Raw genomic sequence first — 18,760 nt, 5'->3', positions numbered from 1 at the left:
GAGTACCGGAATTGGCGCCCGATGGAAAGCGCGTCCGGACAGGGGTGAAGGCGCAGCGTCGGCGCCTCTGTGCCGGGGCACAGACCACAAGACGCAACGTCTTGAAGGCTGGCGGTTTGCTTTCCTGGAAAACCCGCTAGAAAGCGCCGTATGACCGAGCAGACCGCCCCTTCCCCCGTCACGCCCCGGAAAGTCTCCATGATCGGCCTTGGCACGATGGGCGGCGCGATAGCACGCCACATCGCCAGGGCCGGGCACGAATTGACGATCTACAACCGCACGCCCGAACGCGCGCGCAAGTGGACGCAGGACAATCCCGGTCTTGCGCATCGCATCGCCGCAAACCCTGCTCACGCCGCGCAGGACGCCGATGTCGTCATCACCTGCGTCGGCAATGACGACGACCTTGCCGACGTGGTGCTCGGCCCGAACGGCGTGTTCCGCATGCTGAAAAAGGGCGGCACCTTCATCGATCATACGACGGTCTCGGCCCGCATCGCGCGCCAGATCTCGGTTGAGGCCCGCGATCTCAAGATCCACTGCGTCGATGCGCCGATGACCGGCTCGCAGATCGGTGCGGAGAACGGCACCCTCACCCTCATGTGCGGTGGCCGCGACGATGCGATCGAGGCGGCGCGCCCGATCATGGAGGCCTACTCCAGCCGTATCGTTCACGTGGGCAAGGCCGGCTCCGGCCAGATCGCCAAGATGGCCAACCAGATCTGCATCGCCGGCAACGTCGCCGCCCTTGCCGAAGCGGTGCGCTTCGCCCAGGCATCGCACCTCGACATGGACAAGGTCTACGATGCGATCTCCGGCGGCGCCGCGCAGTCCTGGCAGATGGACAACCGCTGGAAGACCATGGACGCCGACGAATTCGACTTCGGCCTCGCGATCGACTGGATGCGCAAGGATCTGGGCCTCAGCCTCGAGGAAGGCCGGGGCCTTGGCGTATCGCTGCCGATCGCCGCGCTCGTCGATCAGTTCTTTTCCGAAGTGCAGAGCCAGGGCGGCGGGCGTCTCGACACGAGCGCGATCATCAAGCGGCTCCCGAAGAAGGGTAACAAGTGAAGCAATCGAATACGGCCGCCCGCCTTCTGCTTTGCGGCGCGGCATTGGTACTGACGAGCCCGAACACGGCTCTGGCTGACGTGCTGGTGGACAACGTGGTGGGCATCACCCCGGACGGACACGGCGGAGTGGAGCGCTTCGAAGGATTCCTGGTCGGCACCGACGGCCGCATCAAGCAGGTGTTCCGCAAGGGCGAGAAGAGGCCCAAGAAGGTGGAATACCAGGTCGACGGCAAGGGCCGCACGCTCGTTCCCGGCATGATCGACGCGCATGGCCACGTGATGGCCACCGGTTTCGCTCGCATGACGCTAGATCTCTCGGCGGCGCGGACCCTTGACGAGGCGCTGTCGCGTGTCGCTGCCTGGAGCGCGGCGCATCCGGACGCACCGTGGATCCTCGGCCATGGCTGGAACCAGGCTCAGTGGGGGCTGGACCGTATGCCCACCGCAGCCGAGCTCGACCAGGTGACAGGTGGCAAGCCGGCATGGCTCACCCGTGTCGACGGCCACGCCGGCTGGGCCAACAGCGCCGCGCTGGCGGCCGCAGGCGTGAACGCCGCAACACCGGATCCGGCGGGCGGGCAGATCGTGCGCGTCGAAGGCTCGACGGCGCCAGCCGGCGTGCTGGTCGATGCGGCGACGGATCTCGTCGACAAGCGTCGCCCCAAGCCCCGGGCCGAGGACAGCGACACCGCCTTTGGCGAAGCGCAGCTGCAGTTCCTTGCAGCAGGCGTGACCACCATCGCCGACATGGGCACCACAATGGAGGACTGGCAGACCTTCCGCCGTTCGGCCGACCGTGGGGAGATGCGTATGCGCATTGTCGCCTATGCCGGCGGGATCGACGCCATGACCCTGATCGGTGGCCCCGGCCCTACACCCTGGCTTTACGACGACCGGCTGCGCCTGAACGGCGTGAAGCTTTACCTCGATGGCGCCCTTGGTTCACGCGGGGCATGGCTCAAGGCGCCCTACGCGGACGACGCGAAGACGCGGGGCCTGCCGCAGATGAGCGGCACTCAGCTGAGCAACCTCATGAGCCGGGCCGCGATGGACGGTTTCCAGGTCGCCGTTCACGCCATCGGGGACCAGGCGAACGCGACCGTGCTCGATTCGATCGAGGAACTGTCCCAGACCTACAAGGGCGACCGGCGCTGGCGCATCGAGCATGCGCAGATCGTTGATCCTGCCGACATTCCCCGCTTCAGCCGCAACGGCGTGGTCGCGTCGATGCAGCCGCAACACCAGGCGTCGGACCGCGTCATGGCGGAAGCGCGGCTGGGTCCGCAACGGCTTGCGGGTGCCTACGCGTGGAAGTCTATCGCCAATGCCGGGGCGCGGCTCGCGTGCGGTTCGGACACTCCGGTCGAACCGGCGCGCCCGTTCGAGGGGATAGCCGTGGCGATCAGCCGCACCGGCCCGGATGGCCAGCCAACGGGCGGCTGGCAGCCGCGGGAAGCCCTCTCCCGCGAGGCAGCGCTTGGCGCCTACACGACAGGCGCGGCCTACTCGCTGTTCGCGGAAGACCGGCTGGGCCGGATCGCCAAGGGCATGCGCGCGGACTTCCTGTTCGTGGATGCCGATCCGATGACGGCCAGCCCGGAGCAGCTTCGCGCGACGCGGGTTCTGGAAACGTGGATCGGCGGCAAGCTGGCGTGGTCCGCCGCGCAGGACGGCGGCAAAGCCGGCGTCCGGCGCTGATCCGTCACGGAGGAGGGAACGCCCCTCCTCCTCCAGCCTTCCGACCGCCGCGAGCCGGGGTCACTCGGCGGCGGCGTGTCCTGCGGCCTTGGCGTTCTCCTCGATCGCCTTTTCCTCAGCCGCGCGTTCCTGAGCGTCCTTGCGCTCGGTGAACCACATGACGACCAGCGTGCCTTCGAACAGCAGCAGCAGCGGGATTGCCAGAAGCAGCTGCGAGATGACGTCCGGCGGGGTCGCGACGGCGGCGATGATGAAGGCGACGACGATCGCGTAACGCCGTGCCGCCACGCATTGCTGGCGGGTGACGATGCCCGCGCGATTCAGCAGCATGAGCAGAACCGGCAGCAGGAAGCTGACGCCGAACGCGAGGATGAACTGCATCACGAGCGAGAGGTAATCGCCGGTGCCCGGCAGCGCCTCCAGCTTGAGACCACCTTTCTGCCCTTCAAAGCCGAGGAAGAAGTGAAAGGCCGTAGGCATCACCACGTAGTAGGCGAGCGCGGCGCCCATTGTGAAAAGGACAGGGGTCGCGATGAGGAACGGCAGGAACGCCTTCTTTTCCTTCGCGTAGAGGCCCGGTGCGACGAACAGCCAGATCTGGTTGGCGATGACCGGAAAGCTCACGAAGAACGCCGCGAACATGGCAACTTTCACTTCCACGAAAAAGGCTTCGTAGAGCTTGGTGTAGATCAGCTTGCCCTCGCCCGGCGGGAAGGCCTGGGTGAGCGGCCGCACCAGGAACGAGAAAATGTCGCTCGCGAAGTAGAAGCACACGGCGAAGGCGACGAGGAAGGCGAAGACGGCGCGGACGAGGCGGCCCCTGAGTTCGATCAGGTGATCGAGCAGCGGCGCCTGCGTGTCGTCGATGTCGGAAATGCGAAAGGGCGGCATGATGGAACTCTGGACGAGGGTCAGGGCGGGGGCGGCGGCAGCTGCAGTTCGGCCTGCCGGACCGGCGCTTCGCCTTCGTCACCGGCTTCCGGGGCAACTGCCGCTCCGGAGGGCGCCTGCATGTCCTCGGCTCCGGGATGCGCGATCCGGTCCGGAGAAGCCTCCATGGAAGGAAGCTGCGGGCTCGCCTTCATGATCGCTTCGTTCTGCTCACGCCACTTGCGCTCCATCTCCTCAAGCTCGGCTTCGCGCACCATCGCGTCGATGCCGGACCGGAAATGGTTCGACATCCGGCGCATCTTGCCGATCCAGCGGCCAGCCGTGCGCAACGCCGCCGGCATGTCTTTCGGGCCGATGACGACAATCGCCACGATGGCGACCATCAGCACTTCGGATGCGCCGATATCGAACATTCCCGATCAGTCCCGGGCGATCAGACCTGCTCGTTCCTGTTTTCGACCGGCGTGGCCGCGGCATCCGGCGCCGGATCGGCTTTCTGCGTGCCGATCTGGGCAGCAGGCGGAGTAGGCGAAGCCTTCCTGGCCTCCTCCTCGTTCATGCCGTCCTTGAAGCTTTTGATGCCCTTGCCGAAGTCACCCATGATTTCAGACACCCGGCCGCGTCCGAACAGCACGAGCACGATCACGAGAACGATCAGCCAGTGCCAGATCGAGAAGCTACCCATAACCTCAACTCCAAATCAGCCGGTCGATACCGACCGGTTTACAATGGGCATGTAAGCCCTTTGGCGGCAAGTTACCAGTCGAGTATGGCACCTGTGTGGCTGCCGCCCAGGCTCAATCGTCGCCGTTCCCCACGGTCTGCGGGCTGCGGGCGTTTTCGAGATCGAGGGCGGCCCCGATCATGTCCTCGTCCACAGGATCGAGCAAGCCGGCGGCGCGCAGTTCCTCCAACCCCGGCAGTTCCCGCAGCGACCCAAGGCCGAAATGCTCCAGGAACGCTGGTGTCGTGGCGTAGATGACCGGCCGCCCGGGCACCTCGCGCCGCCCGGCGACGCGCACCCATCCCGCTTCCATCAGCACGTCGAGCGTACCCTTGGCTGTCTGCACGCCGCGAATCGCCTCGATCTCGGCCCGGCTGACGGGCTCATGGTAGGCGACGATGGCCAGAACCTCGGTGGCGGCGCGGCTGAGACGGCGAAGCTCCTCCTTCTCCCGGCGAAGAAGGTGAGCAAGGTCAGGCGCCGTTTCGAAGTGCCAGCGCTCGCCGCGCCTGACCAGCTGGATGCCGCGACCTTCGTAATGCCGCTGCAGACGAGTAAACGCCGGCGCCACGTCCGCCGCCTTCCCCGCGAGGCCCAGATGCGTCGCCACCTGGTCGACGGTCAGGGGCTCTTCCGCAGCGAACAGGGTCGCCTCCACGGCCCGGATGATGTCATCGGGCACGCCGTTTTCGATCTCCGTCACTTCAGCTGCCTTTCAGCGCGCGCAGGCGCAAGGGTCCGTACGTCTCTTCCTGTGCCAGTTCCGCCTTGCCGGTGCGGGCCAGTTCCAGCGCCGCGACGAAACTGGATGCCAGCGCCGAACGCCGCAACTGCGGATCCGCCCAGCTGTCCTGGGCGGCGGGAACGAAGTCGCGCAGGTCCATCCAGTCGATCGCCACCCCAAGCATGGAGGACACGCGCTGGATCGCGCTGTCCAGCGTCATCACCATGCGTTCGCGCACCATGTGAACGACAGGCTGGGAGCGGACCTTCACGCCGCCGTAGGCACGGACCAGATCATACCAGTCGCACTGCCAGCGGGACTTGCGGTCCACCCGCAAGCCTTCCGGCGCACCGCGCGGGAACACGTCGCGCCCCAGCCGGTCGCGCGCCATGAGGCGGGCTGCGGCTTCGCGCATCGCGTTCAGGCGCTGCAGACGCATCTGCAGGCGCAGCGCCAGTTCCTCCGGCCCGGGGCTTTCCTGCTCCTCGCGCGGCAGCAGAAGCGCGGACTTGAGGTATGCCAGCCATGCCGCCATCACCAGGTAGTCCGCCGCAAGCTCGAGCTGCAAGGCTTCGGCCTCTTCGATGTAGGTCAGGTATGCATCGACCAGTTCGAGCAGCGAGATGCGCAACAGATCGACCTTCTGCCGCCGTGCAAGGTCGAGCAGGAGGTCGAGCGGGCCTTCCCATCCCTCGATCTCGAGGTACAGCTTGTCCGCCCCGGCACCAGGCGTGCCGGCGTCCATCCCTTGCGCGTCCCAGTCAGCGAAGAGAGTGGGGGAACTCGCCACCTTCAGGCTGCCCGCAGCGCCAGCAGCGCATCGCGCTTCGCCAGCAGCGCACGCCTGTCGGCAGCTTCGGGCACGGACACCCCTTCGAGTGCCCGCTGAAGCCGCGCGGCGGTCGCCTCGCTCATCGAGGGCAAGGCCTCGGCGATGCCGCCCATGTCATCCATCTTCGCCCAGCAGTTGAGGGCGATGTCGCACCCGGCCGCAATCGCGCGCGCCGCCCGCTCGGGCACGGAGCCACAGAGCGCCTCCATGTCGAGATCATCGGTCAGGAGCAGGCCGTCGAAGCCGATGTCCCGGCGGATCACCTCGTTTACCACGAAGGGGGAAAGGGTGGCGGGGTTCTCCGCGTCCCAGGCGGTGTAGCGCACATGCGCCGTCATCCCGATGGGCGCCGCAGCCAGAGTCCGGAACGGCGCGAGGTCGGTTTCCAGTTCCTCGCCCGAGGCGGTGACGGTCGGCAATTCCTTGTGGCTATCCGCCGTGGCCCGCCCGTGCCCCGGAATATGCTTGATACAGCCCGCGACCCCGGCTCGCCCCAGACCATCCAGGATCGCGCGGCCCAAAGCGGAGACACGCACGGGGTCCGAGCCGAGGGCGCGATCGCCGATCACATCGTGGGCGCCCGGCTGGCGGACGTCGAGCGACGGGTGACAGTCGACGCTGATGCCGGCTTCGGCCAGATCCATGCCGAGGACCTGCGCATTCACCCGTGCGGCCTCGATGGCGCTGGCAGGCGCCTGGTCGAACAGGCGGTCGAACGCCTCACCGGCGGGATAGGCGTCCCATACCGGCGGCTTCATGCGGGCGACACGGCCGCCTTCCTGATCGATGCAGATGAACAGGCGGTCCCGACCAAAGAGGGCGCGCAACTCGTCGGTCAGCGCCCGGACCTGCTCGCGGCTTTCCACATTGCGGCCGAACAGGATGTAGCCTGCGGGGTCGGCATCGCGGAAGAAGGCGCGTTCATCGTCCGTCAGGGTCAGGCCGGAAAGGCCGAATATCGCGGGAGTCATGCCCGGTTTCGTCGCAGAATCCTGCACCGATCGCAAGGAAGCGCCCACGACAGGATGTGGATGGCGCAATCGGCCCTGTACCCGCCGGGCTTTACGCCGCCCCCTCGATGCTGTCACACCTGGGGTTATGACGCGCAGTTTCGGATCTCCCCCCTCGCCCGCCGAATTCGAAGCTCTGGCTCATGCGGCCTTCGCCCGTATTCCGGAGCCATTTTCCCTACACCTCGAGGGCATCACCGTTCACATCGAGGACTTCGCGGACGAGGACACCCTGCGCGACATGGGCATCGCAGACGCCTGGGAACTGACCGGCCTCTACCACGGCCGCCCGATGGACGAGGATTCGGTCTGGCTTTCGGGTGAGCTTCCGCCGCGCATCACCCTTTACCGCCAGCCCCTCCTTGCCGAATGGTGCGAAACGGATGTCGCGCTGGAGGATCTGGTGGCACACGTGGTCGTTCACGAGGTAGGTCATCACTTCGGCCTGACGGACGAGCAGATGCACGCGCTGGAGGGCCAGGCGAACTGATCCGGCAGCCAAATTCGTCCTTGGTTCGTCACGATCACCTGCGATAGAGCGCGGCCATGACCTCCCCAAGCCTCAGAGCAATTCCGCTCCTCGCTCTTCCGCTCATCGCGGCCTGCGCCACACCCCAGGCCATTCGCCAGTCCTCTGCGGCCGGACCTGTCGAAGTGGGCATCATCGCCCTTAACGACTTCCACGGCGCCCTTGAGCCGCCCAAGGCTTCGATCCCGGCGCCGACCGGGGACGGCCGCACGGTGTCGGTTCCCGCGGGCGGCGCGGCCTGGCTTGCCTCCGCCGTCGATTCGCTGAAGGCGCGCCACGCGAACAACGTCGTTGTGGCTGCCGGTGACCTGACCAGCGCATCCCAGCTCGCCTCCTCGCTGCACCTCGACGAGCCGGCGGTCGGCGTGATGAACCGCATCGGACTGGAGTTCAACGCGGTCGGCAATCACGAGTTCGACCGCGGCCCCAAGGAGCTCCAGCGCCTGCAGAACGGCGGCTGTGAGAAGAATACGCGCCTCGATCCCTGCAAGGTCGAGCAATTCGGCGGTGCCCGCTACCGGTATCTTTCCGCCAGCACCTTCCGAGAGGACGGTTCCACCCTGTTCCCGGCCACCGGCATAAAGACCTTCGGCGAAGGCGCTTCACGGGTGACGGTCGGCTTTGTTGGCCTTTCCCTGAAGTCGGTGCCGACGCTCGTTTCTCCCAACCAGCTGAAGGGCCTGACCTTCGGCGACGAGGCCGAAGCGATCAACCGCGCCGTTCCGGCCCTGAAGGCGCAAGGGGCGGATGCAGTCGTCGTGCTGATCCACCAGGGCGGCAAGACCTTCGGCCAGGATCCGAACGGCTGCACCGACCTCACCGGCGGCATCCGGCCCATCCTCGATGCGCTGAACCCCGGGGTGGACCTCGTCGTCTCGGGCCACACGCACGAGCAGTACGTCTGCGAGTACCCGGCGAAGAACGGCACCGGTTCGCCGATCCTGCTGACGAGCGCGGGCGTCTATGGCAAGGTCGTGACCGACATCACCCTCACCATCGATCCGGTCGCGAACAAGGTCATCGCCAAGAAGGCGCACAACGTCATCGTCCAGTCGGAAGGTTACAGCAGCGGCCGTGGCGACGCACCCAATACGCCGCTGTTCCCGCAGTTCCAGCCTCGCGCCGATGTCGCGCAGTACGTGGCGTCCTACGTCCACGCCGCTGCGGACCTGATTGCGCGGCCGGTGGGCAAGCTGTCGGAACCGGTGGCCAAGGGCGGCACCAGCGGCACCGGCGGCCCGCTCGGCAACCTCGTTGCCGACTCGCAGCTCGCCGGAAGCCGTTCCGCCGGCGCGCAGATCGCCTTCACAAACCCCTTCGGCCTCCGCGCGCCCATTGATCCTGCGCCTGACGGCTCGGTCAACTTCGGGCAGGTCTACGCGGTTCAGCCCTTCAGCAACGAACTGGTGACCATGACCCTCACCGGCGCGCAAGTGCGCGAAGTGATCGAGGACGGCCTCGACGACGAGGGCGACAAGCAGGTTCTTGCCGCGTCTGCGGGCCTGAAGTTCACCTACGACATGCGTCGCCCGTCCGGGCAGCGGGTGGTATCGCTGACGCTGAATGGCCGGTCGATCGACCCTTCGGCGAAGTACCGTGTCACGGCCGTAAACTTCCTCGCCGAAGGGGGCGACGGTTTCGCGACCTTCAGGAAGGGCACGGACGTGGTGCGCGGCATGGTGGACAACGAGGCGTTCCAGGAATGGCTGGCAGCCGTGCCGGTGCGCCAGGTCCCCCGGGAAGAACGCGCGGTCCGGCTCGACTCGTGAGAGAACGGGCGGAGGAGCAAGGCTCCGCCCTTTCGTAGCCTGCCGGTCGCCAATCCACGCACATTCACTGCCGGGACGATGGAAGGGCGCTTGCACATGGCATCGTCTTGCGCACACTCACCTGCAAAACAGGGGAGAGAACGCGATGCCATTCACCGGTCCGCTCGAAGACCGTCTCGCCATTCGGGAACTCTACGGCACCTATGCCGACGCAAGCTGGCGCGGCGACCGTGAACTGTGGCTGAGTACGTTCGCTGCAGACGGACGGTGGAGCAGCCACCTGTTCGACGCGACCGGGCATGATGCCCTTGCCGCGACGTGGGACAGCCTCTGGAAGGACTGGGCCTCGGTCGCGTTCCTGGGCGAAATCGGAGCGATGGCGATCGACGGCGACATGGCCGCCGCCCGCTCCTACGCCCGGGAGGTGGTACAGACCCAAGCGGGCACAGTGTTCAAGCTTTGCGGCCATTACACCGATGCGCTCGCAAGGTTGGGCGGCGAATGGAAGTTCACGCACCGCGCCTACACAATGACCATCGGCGAATTCCCGGAATGAGCGCTTTTTCCGGCCCGCCGGAGGACCGCGCCGCCATTCGCGAACTGCTCGAGACGTATGCCGATGCCGCCTCACGCATCGACAAGGCGCAGTGGCTGGACTGCTGGGCTCCCGATGCGGAGTGGATCACCAGCCACGCCCAGGTGCGCGGTCATGACGAGCTAGGCCGCACCTGGGACGACCTTTTCACCGACATGGACGCGATGATCTTCTTCGCCATGCCGGGCGCGATCCAGGTGGCGGGGGATACGGCGACAGCGCGCTGCCATGTGCGTGAAATCGCCCGGATCGGGGGCAAGGTGATGAAGTTCGCCGCTCGCTACGACGACGATCTGGTGCGCCATGACGGCCGCTGGCGCTTCGCCCGGCGGACCTACGTGATGAACATTGCCGAGTAGGGTTGTCAGGCTCCCCTGCTTTCAGTTCCGATAGACCGCCCCTGCTGCTGCTTGAAACAGCGCCGTTTCGGTGATCCTTACTCTTTGCAAAAGTGGCCTTGCTGGCTGAACGGCCGGCTTTCTCTCGAATTCGGATGAGGTGAAGCGAGACGCGGCAGCGATGCTGCGAATAACTCCCTAGGGACATATCCATTGGGAGACGGGCCGTGGAACTTATTTCCAATCTCATCCTTGTCGACGCAAACATGCGTCGACGGGCCACTATCAGTCACGTACTTTCCGGCGGCGGCATCCACGTGGAACCTTTCGAGACGATCGAGGAGCTGACAGCCGCCTGGCCCCGTGCCGGCGTGGTGATGGTGCACGACCACGCCGGCGCGATCGACACGCTGGTCGCCAGCATGGCCAGCCATGGAGACTGGTTCCCGATCATCGCCTTCAGCGAAGAACCCGATGCGCAACGTATCGTCCGCGCCATTCTTGATGGCGCGATCGACTACATCGCCTGGCCCATCTCCCCCGAAGATCTGGCGACCAGTCTTGGCACGGCCATCGCACGCGCGGAAAGCCTCGGCAACGCCAAGCTGCGCGAAGTGATGGCCCGCGCCCGCGTGGAACGCCTCACCCGGCGCGAGCGGGAAGTGCTGGGCGGCGTTGCAAGCGGTCTGTCCAACCGCCTGATCGGCGAAAAACTGGCTATCAGCCCCCGCACCGTGGAAATCCACCGTGCGAACATGCTTACCAAGCTCGGCGCTAATCACACCTCCGATGCGATCCGCATCGCCATCGAGGCCGCGCTGGTAAACTGACCGGCGCCCCCGCTATGCGTCGTCAGTGCAGCCGCAGGGAAAGCGGAATGGCCGGCATCTCAGGGGTTTCCGGCTCCACGTCACCGCGTTCCAGATGCGCGACCACGCCCGAGACATGCCCGGCAAGCACCGCAAGCGCCAGCGTTGGGCCGTCGGTGATCGCTTCCTCGGGTGCGCCCGCAGGCACCACCGTCGCCAGGCAGACGGCATTGCTGCCGCGCGAGAGCATGAGGGCTGCGTCCGGCCCCACGATTTCGAGCACGGCGTTCAGCGTAGCGCCACATTCCAGCATGGCTTCGATACGCGGATAGTCGAGCCCGGAAGCGCCATCCGATCCGCCGCCCGGCAGAAGGATCAATGCCTCCCGGACACGATCGGCCTCTTCACAAGCGGTACTGCCCGCAACGTCATGCAGGAAGTCCCGCAGCCGCGCCGCATGGGCGCGGCTGCCGCCCATCTTCTCCAGGATTGTCGTCATCATTGTATCGTCTTTCGCGTTCCGAAGGGCGCGTCTTTGTCCCCCAAAAGAGGTGCGCGGTGCTACGACCAACTCTAGGGGTTAGCCGCCATCCTTGTCGCATTACAACTTGTGTAATGAAGGTGGAATACCAGTACGCGAAACCGGACCGTCCAGCGCCGGGACCACCATCCTAAGCCAAAGCGGCCTAACCAAAAACCGAGAACCATTCCGGATTTCTAGGAGCGGCGAAAACCTGTGCGCCGATCCACCAGATCCGCCGCTTTTCCCCCATTCGGGCGAATCGCTTCTAGCGTGAAGCGATATGATCCAGCTTGTCCGCCACCCAGTCCGGTTCGGTCAACATGAGGTCGTGACCGGTGTCGATGTCCCATACCCGTCCCTGCGCGCGCGTGTGAAGCTGCTCCATCGCTCGCCCCGGAATCGTCGAGGTGCAGATGAGGTGCGATTCAGGCGTCGCCCTCATCGCCGCTTCGTTCCTCAAGGTGAGCTTCTGTTCGAAGCATTTCCACGGGTGCGCTGTCAGCCGCGCATCCGTCCAGGCGCCGAGTTCCGGATCCGTCACGCCGAAGAAAGCCGCCATTCCCGCATGAGGCGCCATGACGAGGGGCACGCCGTCCACCTCATGAAGCCCCCGACGCGCGCCTTCGATGGCTTCGTGAGCATGGTCGTGGAGCGATTCTCCGTCCGTCGGATAAGCGGCATCGAGATAGACGCGATGACCAATGCGCTCGGGCACGCGGTCGGCCACACCGGTGATGACCATTCCGCCATAGCTGTGGCCGACGAGGATGACCCGGGTAAGATCCTCGAACGCAATGAGCTGCACGATATCCCTGATGTGCGTGTCCAGGTCTATGTCCGCGCTCATCACATGGGCCCGGTCGCCAAGCCCGGTAAGCGAAGGGGCATGGACCTCGTGGCCCATGCGGCGCAGCCTCTGCGCCACGAACTTGTAGCACCAGCCGCCATGGCCGCCGCCATGAACCAGCACGAATATCGCCATCCGGCCCTCCCCGTTCCTCAGGGTGCGAGCATCCCTCCGAGATAAGTGCGTGTCAACGCATCTGCCCGGGTGCCAAAGGGATCAGGCGGGCGACGCCATCTCCCCCTGCGCCGCGAACCACGGCACCATGCGTTCGATGGCGTCCTCGATCTCCGGCGTGGAAACGGCGAAGCTGAAGCGGATGAAGCGGTTGCCCTCCACCGGATCGAAATCGATACCGGGCGCCGTCGCCACCCCGGTATCCGCAAGAAGCCGGCGACAGAACGCGAGGCTGTCCTGCGTGAGATGGCCAATGTCGGCCCAGATGTAGAAGGCCCCGTCGGGCGGGGCGATCTTCTGGAGGCCCAGCCGCGGCAGGGCGGAAAGCAGCAGTTCGCGGTTGCGCGCGTAGCTGGCGTGATGCCCTTCCAGTTCCTCCACGCAGTCGAAGGCGACCAGCCCCGCATGCTGGGACAGTACGGGAGGCGTCAGGAAAAGGTTGGCGATCCGCGCGCGCGCAGCCTCGATCAGGTGGAGTGGAACGACCAGCCAGCCCAGCCGCCACCCCGCCATGGAGAACCATTTCGAGAAGCTGTTCACCACCAGCGCGTCCGGCATGTGCTGCAGCATGGAGTCCGCTTCCACGTCATAGGTGAGGCCGTGGTAAATCTCGTCCGAGATGACGGCGATGCCCTTGCGCCTGCACACCTCTGCGATCGCGGCCAGTTCCTCGCGCGCGATGACGGTCCCGGTCGGGTTCGCCGGGCTGGCGAGGATCAGCCCCTCCGGCGCCGGATCAAGCGCGTCGAGCGCCGCTGCCGTCACTTGGTAACGCTCCGCCGGACCGCAGGGCAGCTCCACCGGCTCAATATAGAGGGTGCGCATCGCATTGCGGTATGCCACGTATCCGGGCCGTGCCACGGCGACCCGTGATCCAGGCCGGAAGAGGCACGAAAGGGCCAGCACGAAAGCAGGTGAGGCGCCGCAGGTCAGGAACACCTGCTCAGGCGAAACCTCGGCGCCGTAAGCCTCGCGGTAGTGCCGCACGATCCGGTCGCATAGGGCGGGGCTCTCCCAGTAGCCGCCAGCCTCGCTGTCGAGCACCGCGTGAGCCGCTGCGATGGCCGCCGCCGGTGCGCCGGTGGATGGCTGGCCGTATTCCATGTGAATCACGTCGCGTCCCTGGGCGGCGAGTTCGTAGGCGAGGCGGCCGATGGTGGTGGCGTGAAAGGGTTCGACATGCGCGATCATGTTCGCCTGCTACGCCCAGCGCGCAGGCGACGCAATGCGACGGAAGGGTCGCTTGATCCAGACGGCAGCGCGGCATCTCCCCATGGCCAGCGGCGCGGCAGGCCCGCAAGAAGGATTGGAGGAGAACACGACATGGCGACAAGCCTGGATCACTACCGCCTGCTCGGCCGTTCGGGCTTGAGGGTTTCCCCCCTCGCCCTTGGAACGATGACGTTCGGCGCCGATGGCGGCTGGGGCAGCACCGAGGATGAGGCTCGGGCCATGGTCGACCGCTTCATCGACGGCGGCGGCAACTTCATCGACACCGCCAATTTCTACGGCCGGATGGGGCGCTCGGAGGAATGGCTCGGACGCATCGTCCAGGGTCGGCGGCACCCGCTGGTGATCTCGACCAAGTATTCCCTGACCACACGCCCCGGCGATCCCAACGCAGCGGGAAACCAGCGCAAGACGATGGTGCGGGCCGTGGAGGACTCCCTCCGGCGTATGCAGACCGATTACATCGACTTGCTCTATCTCCACATGTGGGACTTCCGCACGCCCGTCGACGAGATCCTGCGCGCTTTCGATGACCTCGTGCGCAGCGGCAAGGTTCTTTACATCGGGCTTTCGGACGTTCCGGCGTGGCAGGCCAGCCGCATGCAGGCGATCGCCGAACTGCGGGGTTGGACGCCGTTCTGCGCCTTGCAGATCCAGTACAGCCTGATCGAGCGCACGGTGGAGCGCGAACTCATCCCGATGGCTGTCGAGATGGGCATGGGCGTTTCACCTTGGGCACCGCTCGGCCAGGGCATTCTCACCGGAAAGTATACCCGGGCCGACCTGGCTGAGGGCGAAAGCCTTGAGTCTGGCGGTTCGCGCAAGGCGATCAACGCGCTCACCGGCAAGCTTTCCGCGCGCAACCTTGATGTTGCGGACGCCGTGGTGGAAATCGCCGGTGAACTCGGATGCACCGCAGCGCAAGTGGCGCTCGCCTGGACGCTGGCGAACCCGGCGACGTGCTCGCCGGTCGTCGGTGCCCGCACGCTCTTACAGCTTGACGACAATCTGGGCGCGCTCTCGCTGACGCTGGACGACAGCCATCTTGCACGGCTGGACGCGGTGAGTGCCGTGCCCAAGGTGTTTCCCATGGATGTGCTCACCGGCCCCGCCGAAGGAATGATGTTCGGCGGGGTCAGCGTGGAGCGCCGAGGGGCGCGTCAGGGATAGACGGTGTAGATCCGGGACGAAAACACCCAACGCCCCTCCTGACGAACGAAGCTGTCGAGGTATTCGCCCGTCACGGTGCGGTCGGTCCCCGGTATCGCGGCGGACATCATGGCGTTGGCGGTGGCGGTATCGCCGTCCACCTCGATCATGAGGTTATGGATCAACGGCACGGGATGAGGCTTCCCCCTGCCCTCGATCAGGAAGGCGGCAAGCGCGTCCGGTGTCTCGAAGCGCTGCCGCACCGCGAAGTCGCTGCGATCGGGCCAGCCTGAGCGCACCTCGAAGGTGCCGTCAGGGGCGAACAACGCGGGGATATCCTCATGCGCCTCGCGCCGGATGGCACGGGCATAGTCGTGAACAAGATCCGCCACGGCCAGCTGCGCCTCGATCCGGGCAAGGCGTTCCTCATCCATGCGGCGGCGTCGCCTGGCTGTCCCGATGCTCGCAGGCGGCGCGGATGGCGGCGAAGCGCGGCTCGACGCTGCTCCAGACCCGCGGGTGCGTGACGATGCAGGGCTCGTCGTTCTCAATTCCTTCCACCACCATCAGCCCCACGTCCTCCACCGTGATCCGGGAAGGCGGCATCCGGCCGGCCGCGTCGCGGATCTCGCCTCCCACCTTGCGGGTGCTCTCGGCAAGGTTCGTCGCGATGTAGCCGGGGCACAGCAACGAAACGCCCACGCCATGCGGCGCCAGTTCCTGTCGCAGCGCCTCTGTCAGCGCTGTGACGCCGAACTTGGCCACGGCGTAAGCGCCCACTCCCGGTACACTTGCGACCAGTCCCGCCTGGGATGAGGTGTTGACGACATGCCCCTTGCCGCGTGCGCGCATATCGGCGGCGAAGGTGAACACGCCGTTGGCAACGCCAGTGAGGTTGATCGCGACGATACGGTCGAAGCTTGCCGGATCCATGTCCGCGAATTCGCGACCGTTCGGCGCGATGCCGGCGTTGTTAACGAGAAGGTCGACGGGGCCGAACGCTGCTTCGGCTTCGGTTTTCGCGCGCGCCCAACCCTCTCGATCACGCGTGTCAAGAACGGCGCCGCGCACGGCCGGGCCGCGTTCCGCGACGACGGAGCGGAGGCTGTCCTCATCGATGTCCGCGATGGTAACGCGCACGCCGCGCCCGACCATCGCATCGACGATACCTAGACCGATCCCGCTGGCACCACCTGTGACGAACGCATGCCGTGCCGTACTCAAATCCATGGCTTTTGACCTCTCCATCCAGCACCCTGCCGCTTCCTCCTGCAGAGTGTCGAAGTAATCACTATCTTGCAATCGCCAGAGCCTCTGCGCATCACCGCAGGGACGATAAGACAACGGGATGGAGGATACAGGGATGACCCTGGACGAGGTGATCGCGGCCGCGCGGGCCGAAACCGGACTGACTGGAATCGGCGATCCAGCGGTGACGGAGGGCCTGGACCTGTTGCTTCGCTCGTACGCACAGGAAGCCGGCTTCAGCGAACGCGGCGAGCAGCTCGCTCATCGCGATCTGGTGAAGTACCTCTCGGGAAGGATGCGGATCGAGGATTGGCTGTCCCGTCACCCCGAACTGCTCGAGCGACCAGTCGAAAAGCCCCTCTTCGTGTTCGGGCTGCCGCGCACGGGCACGACGCTGGTGATCAACCTCCTCGCTTCGGACCCGGCGCGCAGGGCATTTCTGCGCTGGGAATCGCACGACCCGGTGCCGCCGCCGCGCCCGGAGGAGCTGACCGCCGGCCCCCGCTGGCAGAAGATGCAGGACCAGACGCTGGCCTCGCTGCAGCACATGCCGCAGATCGCCGCCATCCATTACGAGGATGCGCATAGCCCGACCGAGTGCCAGTTCGCGATGACGTACTCGTTTTGCGCGCAGGTCTTCGAAGCGCAGGCGGACATACCGAGCTATCGCGACTGGCTGCTGCACAAAGCCGATTACGGCCCCGCCTTCCGCTTCCACAAGCGCCTGCTCCAGACGCTGCAGGCCGAGGCCGGCGGACGGTGGACGCTCAAGAACCCGTGGCACCCCTTGTTCCTGGACGCGCTGACGGACGTTTACCCGGACGCGCAGTTGGTGATGACGCACCGTGACCCCGCCGATGTGCTCGGCTCGGTCGGCAGCCTCATCGAAAACGTGCGGCGGATCTACTCGGACGAGGTCGATCTCGAAGGGATCGGCCGCTCCTTCATGGACACCTTCGCAATCATGATCGAGCGGCAGGACGCCTTCCGCGCCAAGCACGGGCAGGACGCAATCCTGGATGTGCAGTACGTCGATGTCATGAAAGACCCGATCGGCACGTGCCGCGGCATCTACGAGCACTTCGGCGAGCCTTTCACGCCTGAGGCCAAGGCCGCGATGGAAGGCTACATGGCCGCCAATCCCAAGGGCAAGCACGGCAAGCACGAGTATTCTCTGGAGCGCTACGGCCTTACCCGCGACGCCGTGCACTCCACGTTCGCGGACTACATCGAGCGGTATCGCATCCCCGTGAAACAGGGCGCATGACGCACCTCGGCCGCCGCTACGGCCAGCTTGTCCAGGTGAGCTACGCCACCCGCGACATGGACGCGGCGGTGGCGCACGCGGGGGCGGAACTGGGGATCACCGGGCTGCGCCGCAACGAGTCCGATATCGAGGTCCTTTCCTATGGAGAGCACCGGCGGCTGGGCGTGAAATCCGCGATCGCCAACATGGGTGAGCCGGGCGCCGTGCGCCAGTTCGAGATCATCGAGCCGGTGTCCGGCGTGACGGAGATCTACAGCGGAGCGGTGGACCTCTCGGCCCACATCCTCGCCTTTCATCACGTCGCGATCGCTGTCCCCGGCCCTTACGCCGCGTGGGAAACGCTGCTGGACGAGGTGCACGCAAGCGGGGACGCCATGGCGCTGCTCTTTCCTGCCGTGCCTTCGCCCGAAGCGGGCCTGTGCTTCTGTTATGTCGACACGCGAAGGCGGATCGGCCATTTCACGGAATATTTGTGGGCCGATCCGTCGCTTGCAGGCATCCCCGTGGCGCCCTGGCTCTAGCTGTCGTCCGCGTTGACGCTGACGATGCCGGGCCGCTCGGCTCCCATGCCCGAGAATCCTATCGAATAGCCTCCGTCCACTGGCAGGATGACGCCTGTGATATAGGCCGCCTCGTCACTGGCCAGGAACAGCGCGGCGGCGGCGATGTCTTCGGCCCTGCCCCAGCGCCCCATGGGGATGCCCGCGAGCGTCGGAAAGCCTTCAGGCGGCGCATCGTGCGTCTTCGAGGCTTCCACGAGCCCCGTCCACATAGTGCCGGGCGCGACGGCGTTCACGCGAATGTTTCTGTCCGAATAGTCCAGCGCTGCCACCTTGGTCAGCTGGTGCACGCCTGCCTTGGCGGAACTGTACACGCTGTGGTGCTTCCACCCGACCACCGCCGAGGCGGAGCTGGTATTGACGATGGCGCCGCCGCCCGTCTTGAGCATCGATTCGATTCCGTACTTCATGCCGAGGAACACGCCCCGAATATTGGTGGCGTGGACCTTGTCCCACAGTTCCACCGGCTGCGTGTGGAGGGGCGCCATGCCCCCGCCGAACCCGGCGTTGTTGCACAGCACGTCCAATCGGCCGAAGCGCTCCTCGGCGGTGGCGATCATCGCCTTGATCTGCCCTTCGTCCGATACGTCACAATGGACGGCGACGGTTTCGCCGCCCAGTTCCGACGCCACTTCATCCTGGTTGCCCGAAATATCCGCGAGCACCAGCCGCGCCCCTTCGGCATGAAACAACTTCGCCATCGCACGGCCCATGCCGGAACCCGCGCCGGTGATGATGCAGACCTTGTCCTGAAGCCTTCCGGCCATAGC

At 65.9% G+C, this 18,760-nt stretch carries 22 protein-coding genes; 10 read left to right on the top strand and 12 right to left on the bottom strand.

Features of this window, described 5'->3' with window-relative positions:
• The first annotated feature begins 150 nt into the window (after positions 1-150).
• Together QOL62_RS06420 and QOL62_RS06415 are read left to right on the top strand one after the other, a co-directional pair.
• Positions 151-1,071: an NAD(P)-dependent oxidoreductase gene (locus QOL62_RS06420; protein ID WP_103730721.1), complete on the top strand. Its 921-nt coding sequence runs from the start codon at positions 151-153 to the stop codon at positions 1,069-1,071.
• A complete protein-coding gene (locus QOL62_RS06415; protein WP_379501795.1) occupies positions 1,068-2,771 on the top strand; it encodes an amidohydrolase in 1,704 nt (567 codons plus the stop codon). Before QOL62_RS06420 ends, QOL62_RS06415 begins: the two co-directional genes overlap by 4 nt.
• 60 nt (positions 2,772-2,831) lie before the next feature.
• Here QOL62_RS06415 and tatC read toward each other — a convergent pair whose 3' ends face one another.
• From tatC to nagZ, 6 genes are all read right to left on the bottom strand, one after another.
• Positions 2,832-3,662, bottom strand: coding sequence for a twin-arginine translocase subunit TatC (gene tatC, locus QOL62_RS06410; protein ID WP_283405645.1), 831 nt, complete (start codon positions 3,660-3,662; stop codon positions 2,832-2,834).
• A 20-nt stretch (positions 3,663-3,682) separates the two neighbouring features.
• Positions 3,683-4,075: a Sec-independent protein translocase protein TatB gene (tatB, locus tag QOL62_RS06405; protein WP_283405644.1), complete on the bottom strand. Its 393-nt coding sequence runs from the start codon at positions 4,073-4,075 to the stop codon at positions 3,683-3,685.
• A gap of 20 nt (positions 4,076-4,095) precedes the next feature.
• Positions 4,096-4,347 (bottom strand): twin-arginine translocase TatA/TatE family subunit, encoded by a 252-nt coding sequence (locus tag QOL62_RS06400; RefSeq protein ID WP_103730724.1) that lies wholly within the window; start codon positions 4,345-4,347, stop codon positions 4,096-4,098.
• Positions 4,348-4,459: 112 nt separating this feature from the next.
• Positions 4,460-5,089 carry an SMC-Scp complex subunit ScpB gene (gene scpB / locus QOL62_RS06395; protein WP_283405643.1) on the bottom strand — a complete coding sequence of 210 codons (630 nt, stop codon included), beginning with the start codon at positions 5,087-5,089 and terminating at the stop codon, positions 4,460-4,462.
• A gap of 1 nt (position 5,090) precedes the next feature.
• Positions 5,091-5,855, bottom strand: coding sequence for a segregation and condensation protein A (locus QOL62_RS06390; protein WP_103730726.1), 765 nt, complete (start codon positions 5,853-5,855; stop codon positions 5,091-5,093).
• A 47-nt stretch (positions 5,856-5,902) separates the two neighbouring features.
• Entirely contained in the window at positions 5,903-6,913 is a 1,011-nt protein-coding gene (gene nagZ / locus QOL62_RS06385; protein WP_283405642.1) for a beta-N-acetylhexosaminidase, read from the bottom strand.
• A 127-nt stretch (positions 6,914-7,040) separates the two neighbouring features.
• Here nagZ and QOL62_RS06380 point away from each other — a divergent pair, with 127 nt between their 5' ends.
• From QOL62_RS06380 to QOL62_RS06360, 5 genes are all read left to right on the top strand, one after another.
• A complete protein-coding gene (locus tag QOL62_RS06380) occupies positions 7,041-7,442 on the top strand; it encodes a metallopeptidase family protein (protein ID WP_283405641.1) in 402 nt (133 codons plus the stop codon).
• A gap of 56 nt (positions 7,443-7,498) precedes the next feature.
• On the top strand, positions 7,499-9,250 hold the full coding sequence (locus tag QOL62_RS06375; RefSeq protein WP_283405640.1) for a bifunctional metallophosphatase/5'-nucleotidase: 1,752 nt from the start codon (positions 7,499-7,501) through the stop codon (positions 9,248-9,250).
• Positions 9,251-9,395: 145 nt separating this feature from the next.
• Positions 9,396-9,806, top strand: coding sequence for a nuclear transport factor 2 family protein (locus tag QOL62_RS06370; RefSeq protein ID WP_103730730.1), 411 nt, complete (start codon positions 9,396-9,398; stop codon positions 9,804-9,806).
• Positions 9,803-10,204, top strand: coding sequence for a nuclear transport factor 2 family protein (locus QOL62_RS06365; protein ID WP_283405639.1), 402 nt, complete (start codon positions 9,803-9,805; stop codon positions 10,202-10,204). The genes QOL62_RS06370 and QOL62_RS06365 overlap by 4 nt, the downstream gene beginning before the upstream one ends.
• A 206-nt stretch (positions 10,205-10,410) precedes the next feature.
• Positions 10,411-11,013, top strand: coding sequence for a response regulator transcription factor (locus QOL62_RS06360; protein WP_283405638.1), 603 nt, complete (start codon positions 10,411-10,413; stop codon positions 11,011-11,013).
• Positions 11,014-11,035: 22 nt separating this feature from the next.
• On the opposite strand, the gene QOL62_RS06355 is transcribed toward QOL62_RS06360, so the two are convergent.
• The 3 genes from QOL62_RS06355 to QOL62_RS06345 all read right to left on the bottom strand — a co-directional run bounded on the left by QOL62_RS06355 (position 11,036) and on the right by QOL62_RS06345 (position 13,727).
• Entirely contained in the window at positions 11,036-11,494 is a 459-nt protein-coding gene (locus QOL62_RS06355; RefSeq protein WP_283405637.1) for a hypothetical protein, read from the bottom strand.
• A gap of 286 nt (positions 11,495-11,780) precedes the next feature.
• Positions 11,781-12,497 carry an alpha/beta fold hydrolase gene (locus QOL62_RS06350; RefSeq protein WP_283405636.1) on the bottom strand — a complete coding sequence of 239 codons (717 nt, stop codon included), beginning with the start codon at positions 12,495-12,497 and terminating at the stop codon, positions 11,781-11,783.
• 81 nt (positions 12,498-12,578) lie between these two features.
• Positions 12,579-13,727 (bottom strand): pyridoxal phosphate-dependent aminotransferase, encoded by a 1,149-nt coding sequence (locus QOL62_RS06345; RefSeq protein WP_283405635.1) that lies wholly within the window; start codon positions 13,725-13,727, stop codon positions 12,579-12,581.
• Between the two features lie 132 nt (positions 13,728-13,859).
• Here QOL62_RS06345 and QOL62_RS06340 point away from each other — a divergent pair, with 132 nt between their 5' ends.
• The gene (locus QOL62_RS06340) at positions 13,860-14,936 is read left to right on the top strand and encodes an aldo/keto reductase (protein ID WP_283405634.1); all 1,077 of its coding nucleotides are present in this window, start codon (positions 13,860-13,862) and stop codon (positions 14,934-14,936) included.
• Here QOL62_RS06340 and QOL62_RS06335 read toward each other — a convergent pair.
• Both QOL62_RS06335 and QOL62_RS06330 read right to left on the bottom strand, forming a co-directional pair.
• Complete coding sequence (locus QOL62_RS06335; RefSeq protein ID WP_283405633.1) at positions 14,927-15,349, bottom strand: nuclear transport factor 2 family protein; 423 nt, start codon at positions 15,347-15,349, stop codon at positions 14,927-14,929. The genes QOL62_RS06340 and QOL62_RS06335 overlap by 10 nt on opposite strands.
• Positions 15,342-16,145: an SDR family oxidoreductase gene (locus QOL62_RS06330; protein WP_103730737.1), complete on the bottom strand. Its 804-nt coding sequence runs from the start codon at positions 16,143-16,145 to the stop codon at positions 15,342-15,344. The genes QOL62_RS06335 and QOL62_RS06330 overlap by 8 nt, the downstream gene beginning before the upstream one ends.
• A gap of 133 nt (positions 16,146-16,278) precedes the next feature.
• On the opposite strand from QOL62_RS06330, the gene QOL62_RS06325 reads away from it, so the two are divergent.
• Positions 16,279-17,430, top strand: coding sequence for a sulfotransferase family protein (locus QOL62_RS06325; RefSeq protein WP_283405632.1), 1,152 nt, complete (start codon positions 16,279-16,281; stop codon positions 17,428-17,430).
• Positions 17,427-17,951 carry a VOC family protein gene (locus QOL62_RS06320; protein ID WP_283405631.1) on the top strand — a complete coding sequence of 175 codons (525 nt, stop codon included), beginning with the start codon at positions 17,427-17,429 and terminating at the stop codon, positions 17,949-17,951. The genes QOL62_RS06325 and QOL62_RS06320 overlap by 4 nt, the downstream gene beginning before the upstream one ends.
• Here QOL62_RS06320 and QOL62_RS06315 read toward each other — a convergent pair.
• On the bottom strand, positions 17,948-18,757 hold the full coding sequence (locus tag QOL62_RS06315) for an SDR family NAD(P)-dependent oxidoreductase (RefSeq protein ID WP_283405630.1): 810 nt from the start codon (positions 18,755-18,757) through the stop codon (positions 17,948-17,950). The genes QOL62_RS06320 and QOL62_RS06315 overlap by 4 nt on opposite strands.
• Positions 18,758-18,760: the final 3 nt, after the last annotated feature.

The organism is Novosphingobium panipatense (assembly GCF_900182875.1).
GTDB classification, from domain to species: Bacteria; Pseudomonadota; Alphaproteobacteria; order Sphingomonadales; family Sphingomonadaceae; genus Novosphingobium; species Novosphingobium panipatense.
The sequence above is the reverse complement of the archived record's forward strand: the minus strand, read 5'-3'. Positions and strand labels throughout refer to the sequence as shown.

Coding starts and splice junctions, on each gene's coding strand:
- QOL62_RS06420 (WP_103730721.1), top strand. CDS start 151: ATGACCGAGCAGACCGCCCCTTCCCCCGTCACGCCCCGGAAAGTCTCC.
- tatC (WP_283405645.1), bottom strand. CDS start 3,662: ATGCCGCCCTTTCGCATTTCCGACATCGACGACACGCAGGCGCCGCTG.
- tatB (WP_283405644.1), bottom strand. CDS start 4,075: ATGTTCGATATCGGCGCATCCGAAGTGCTGATGGTCGCCATCGTGGCG.
- QOL62_RS06400 (WP_103730724.1), bottom strand. CDS start 4,347: ATGGGTAGCTTCTCGATCTGGCACTGGCTGATCGTTCTCGTGATCGTG.
- QOL62_RS06390 (WP_103730726.1), bottom strand. CDS start 5,855: ATGGACGCCGGCACGCCTGGTGCCGGGGCGGACAAGCTGTACCTCGAG.
- nagZ (WP_283405642.1), bottom strand. CDS start 6,913: ATGACTCCCGCGATATTCGGCCTTTCCGGCCTGACCCTGACGGACGAT.
- QOL62_RS06380 (WP_283405641.1), top strand. CDS start 7,041: ATGACGCGCAGTTTCGGATCTCCCCCCTCGCCCGCCGAATTCGAAGCT.
- QOL62_RS06375 (WP_283405640.1), top strand. CDS start 7,499: ATGACCTCCCCAAGCCTCAGAGCAATTCCGCTCCTCGCTCTTCCGCTC.
- QOL62_RS06370 (WP_103730730.1), top strand. CDS start 9,396: ATGCCATTCACCGGTCCGCTCGAAGACCGTCTCGCCATTCGGGAACTC.
- QOL62_RS06365 (WP_283405639.1), top strand. CDS start 9,803: ATGAGCGCTTTTTCCGGCCCGCCGGAGGACCGCGCCGCCATTCGCGAA.
- QOL62_RS06355 (WP_283405637.1), bottom strand. CDS start 11,494: ATGATGACGACAATCCTGGAGAAGATGGGCGGCAGCCGCGCCCATGCG.
- QOL62_RS06350 (WP_283405636.1), bottom strand. CDS start 12,497: ATGGCGATATTCGTGCTGGTTCATGGCGGCGGCCATGGCGGCTGGTGC.
- QOL62_RS06345 (WP_283405635.1), bottom strand. CDS start 13,727: ATGATCGCGCATGTCGAACCCTTTCACGCCACCACCATCGGCCGCCTC.
- QOL62_RS06340 (WP_283405634.1), top strand. CDS start 13,860: ATGGCGACAAGCCTGGATCACTACCGCCTGCTCGGCCGTTCGGGCTTG.
- QOL62_RS06335 (WP_283405633.1), bottom strand. CDS start 15,349: ATGGATGAGGAACGCCTTGCCCGGATCGAGGCGCAGCTGGCCGTGGCG.
- QOL62_RS06330 (WP_103730737.1), bottom strand. CDS start 16,145: ATGGATTTGAGTACGGCACGGCATGCGTTCGTCACAGGTGGTGCCAGC.
- QOL62_RS06325 (WP_283405632.1), top strand. CDS start 16,279: ATGACCCTGGACGAGGTGATCGCGGCCGCGCGGGCCGAAACCGGACTG.
- QOL62_RS06320 (WP_283405631.1), top strand. CDS start 17,427: ATGACGCACCTCGGCCGCCGCTACGGCCAGCTTGTCCAGGTGAGCTAC.
- QOL62_RS06315 (WP_283405630.1), bottom strand. CDS start 18,757: ATGGCCGGAAGGCTTCAGGACAAGGTCTGCATCATCACCGGCGCGGGT.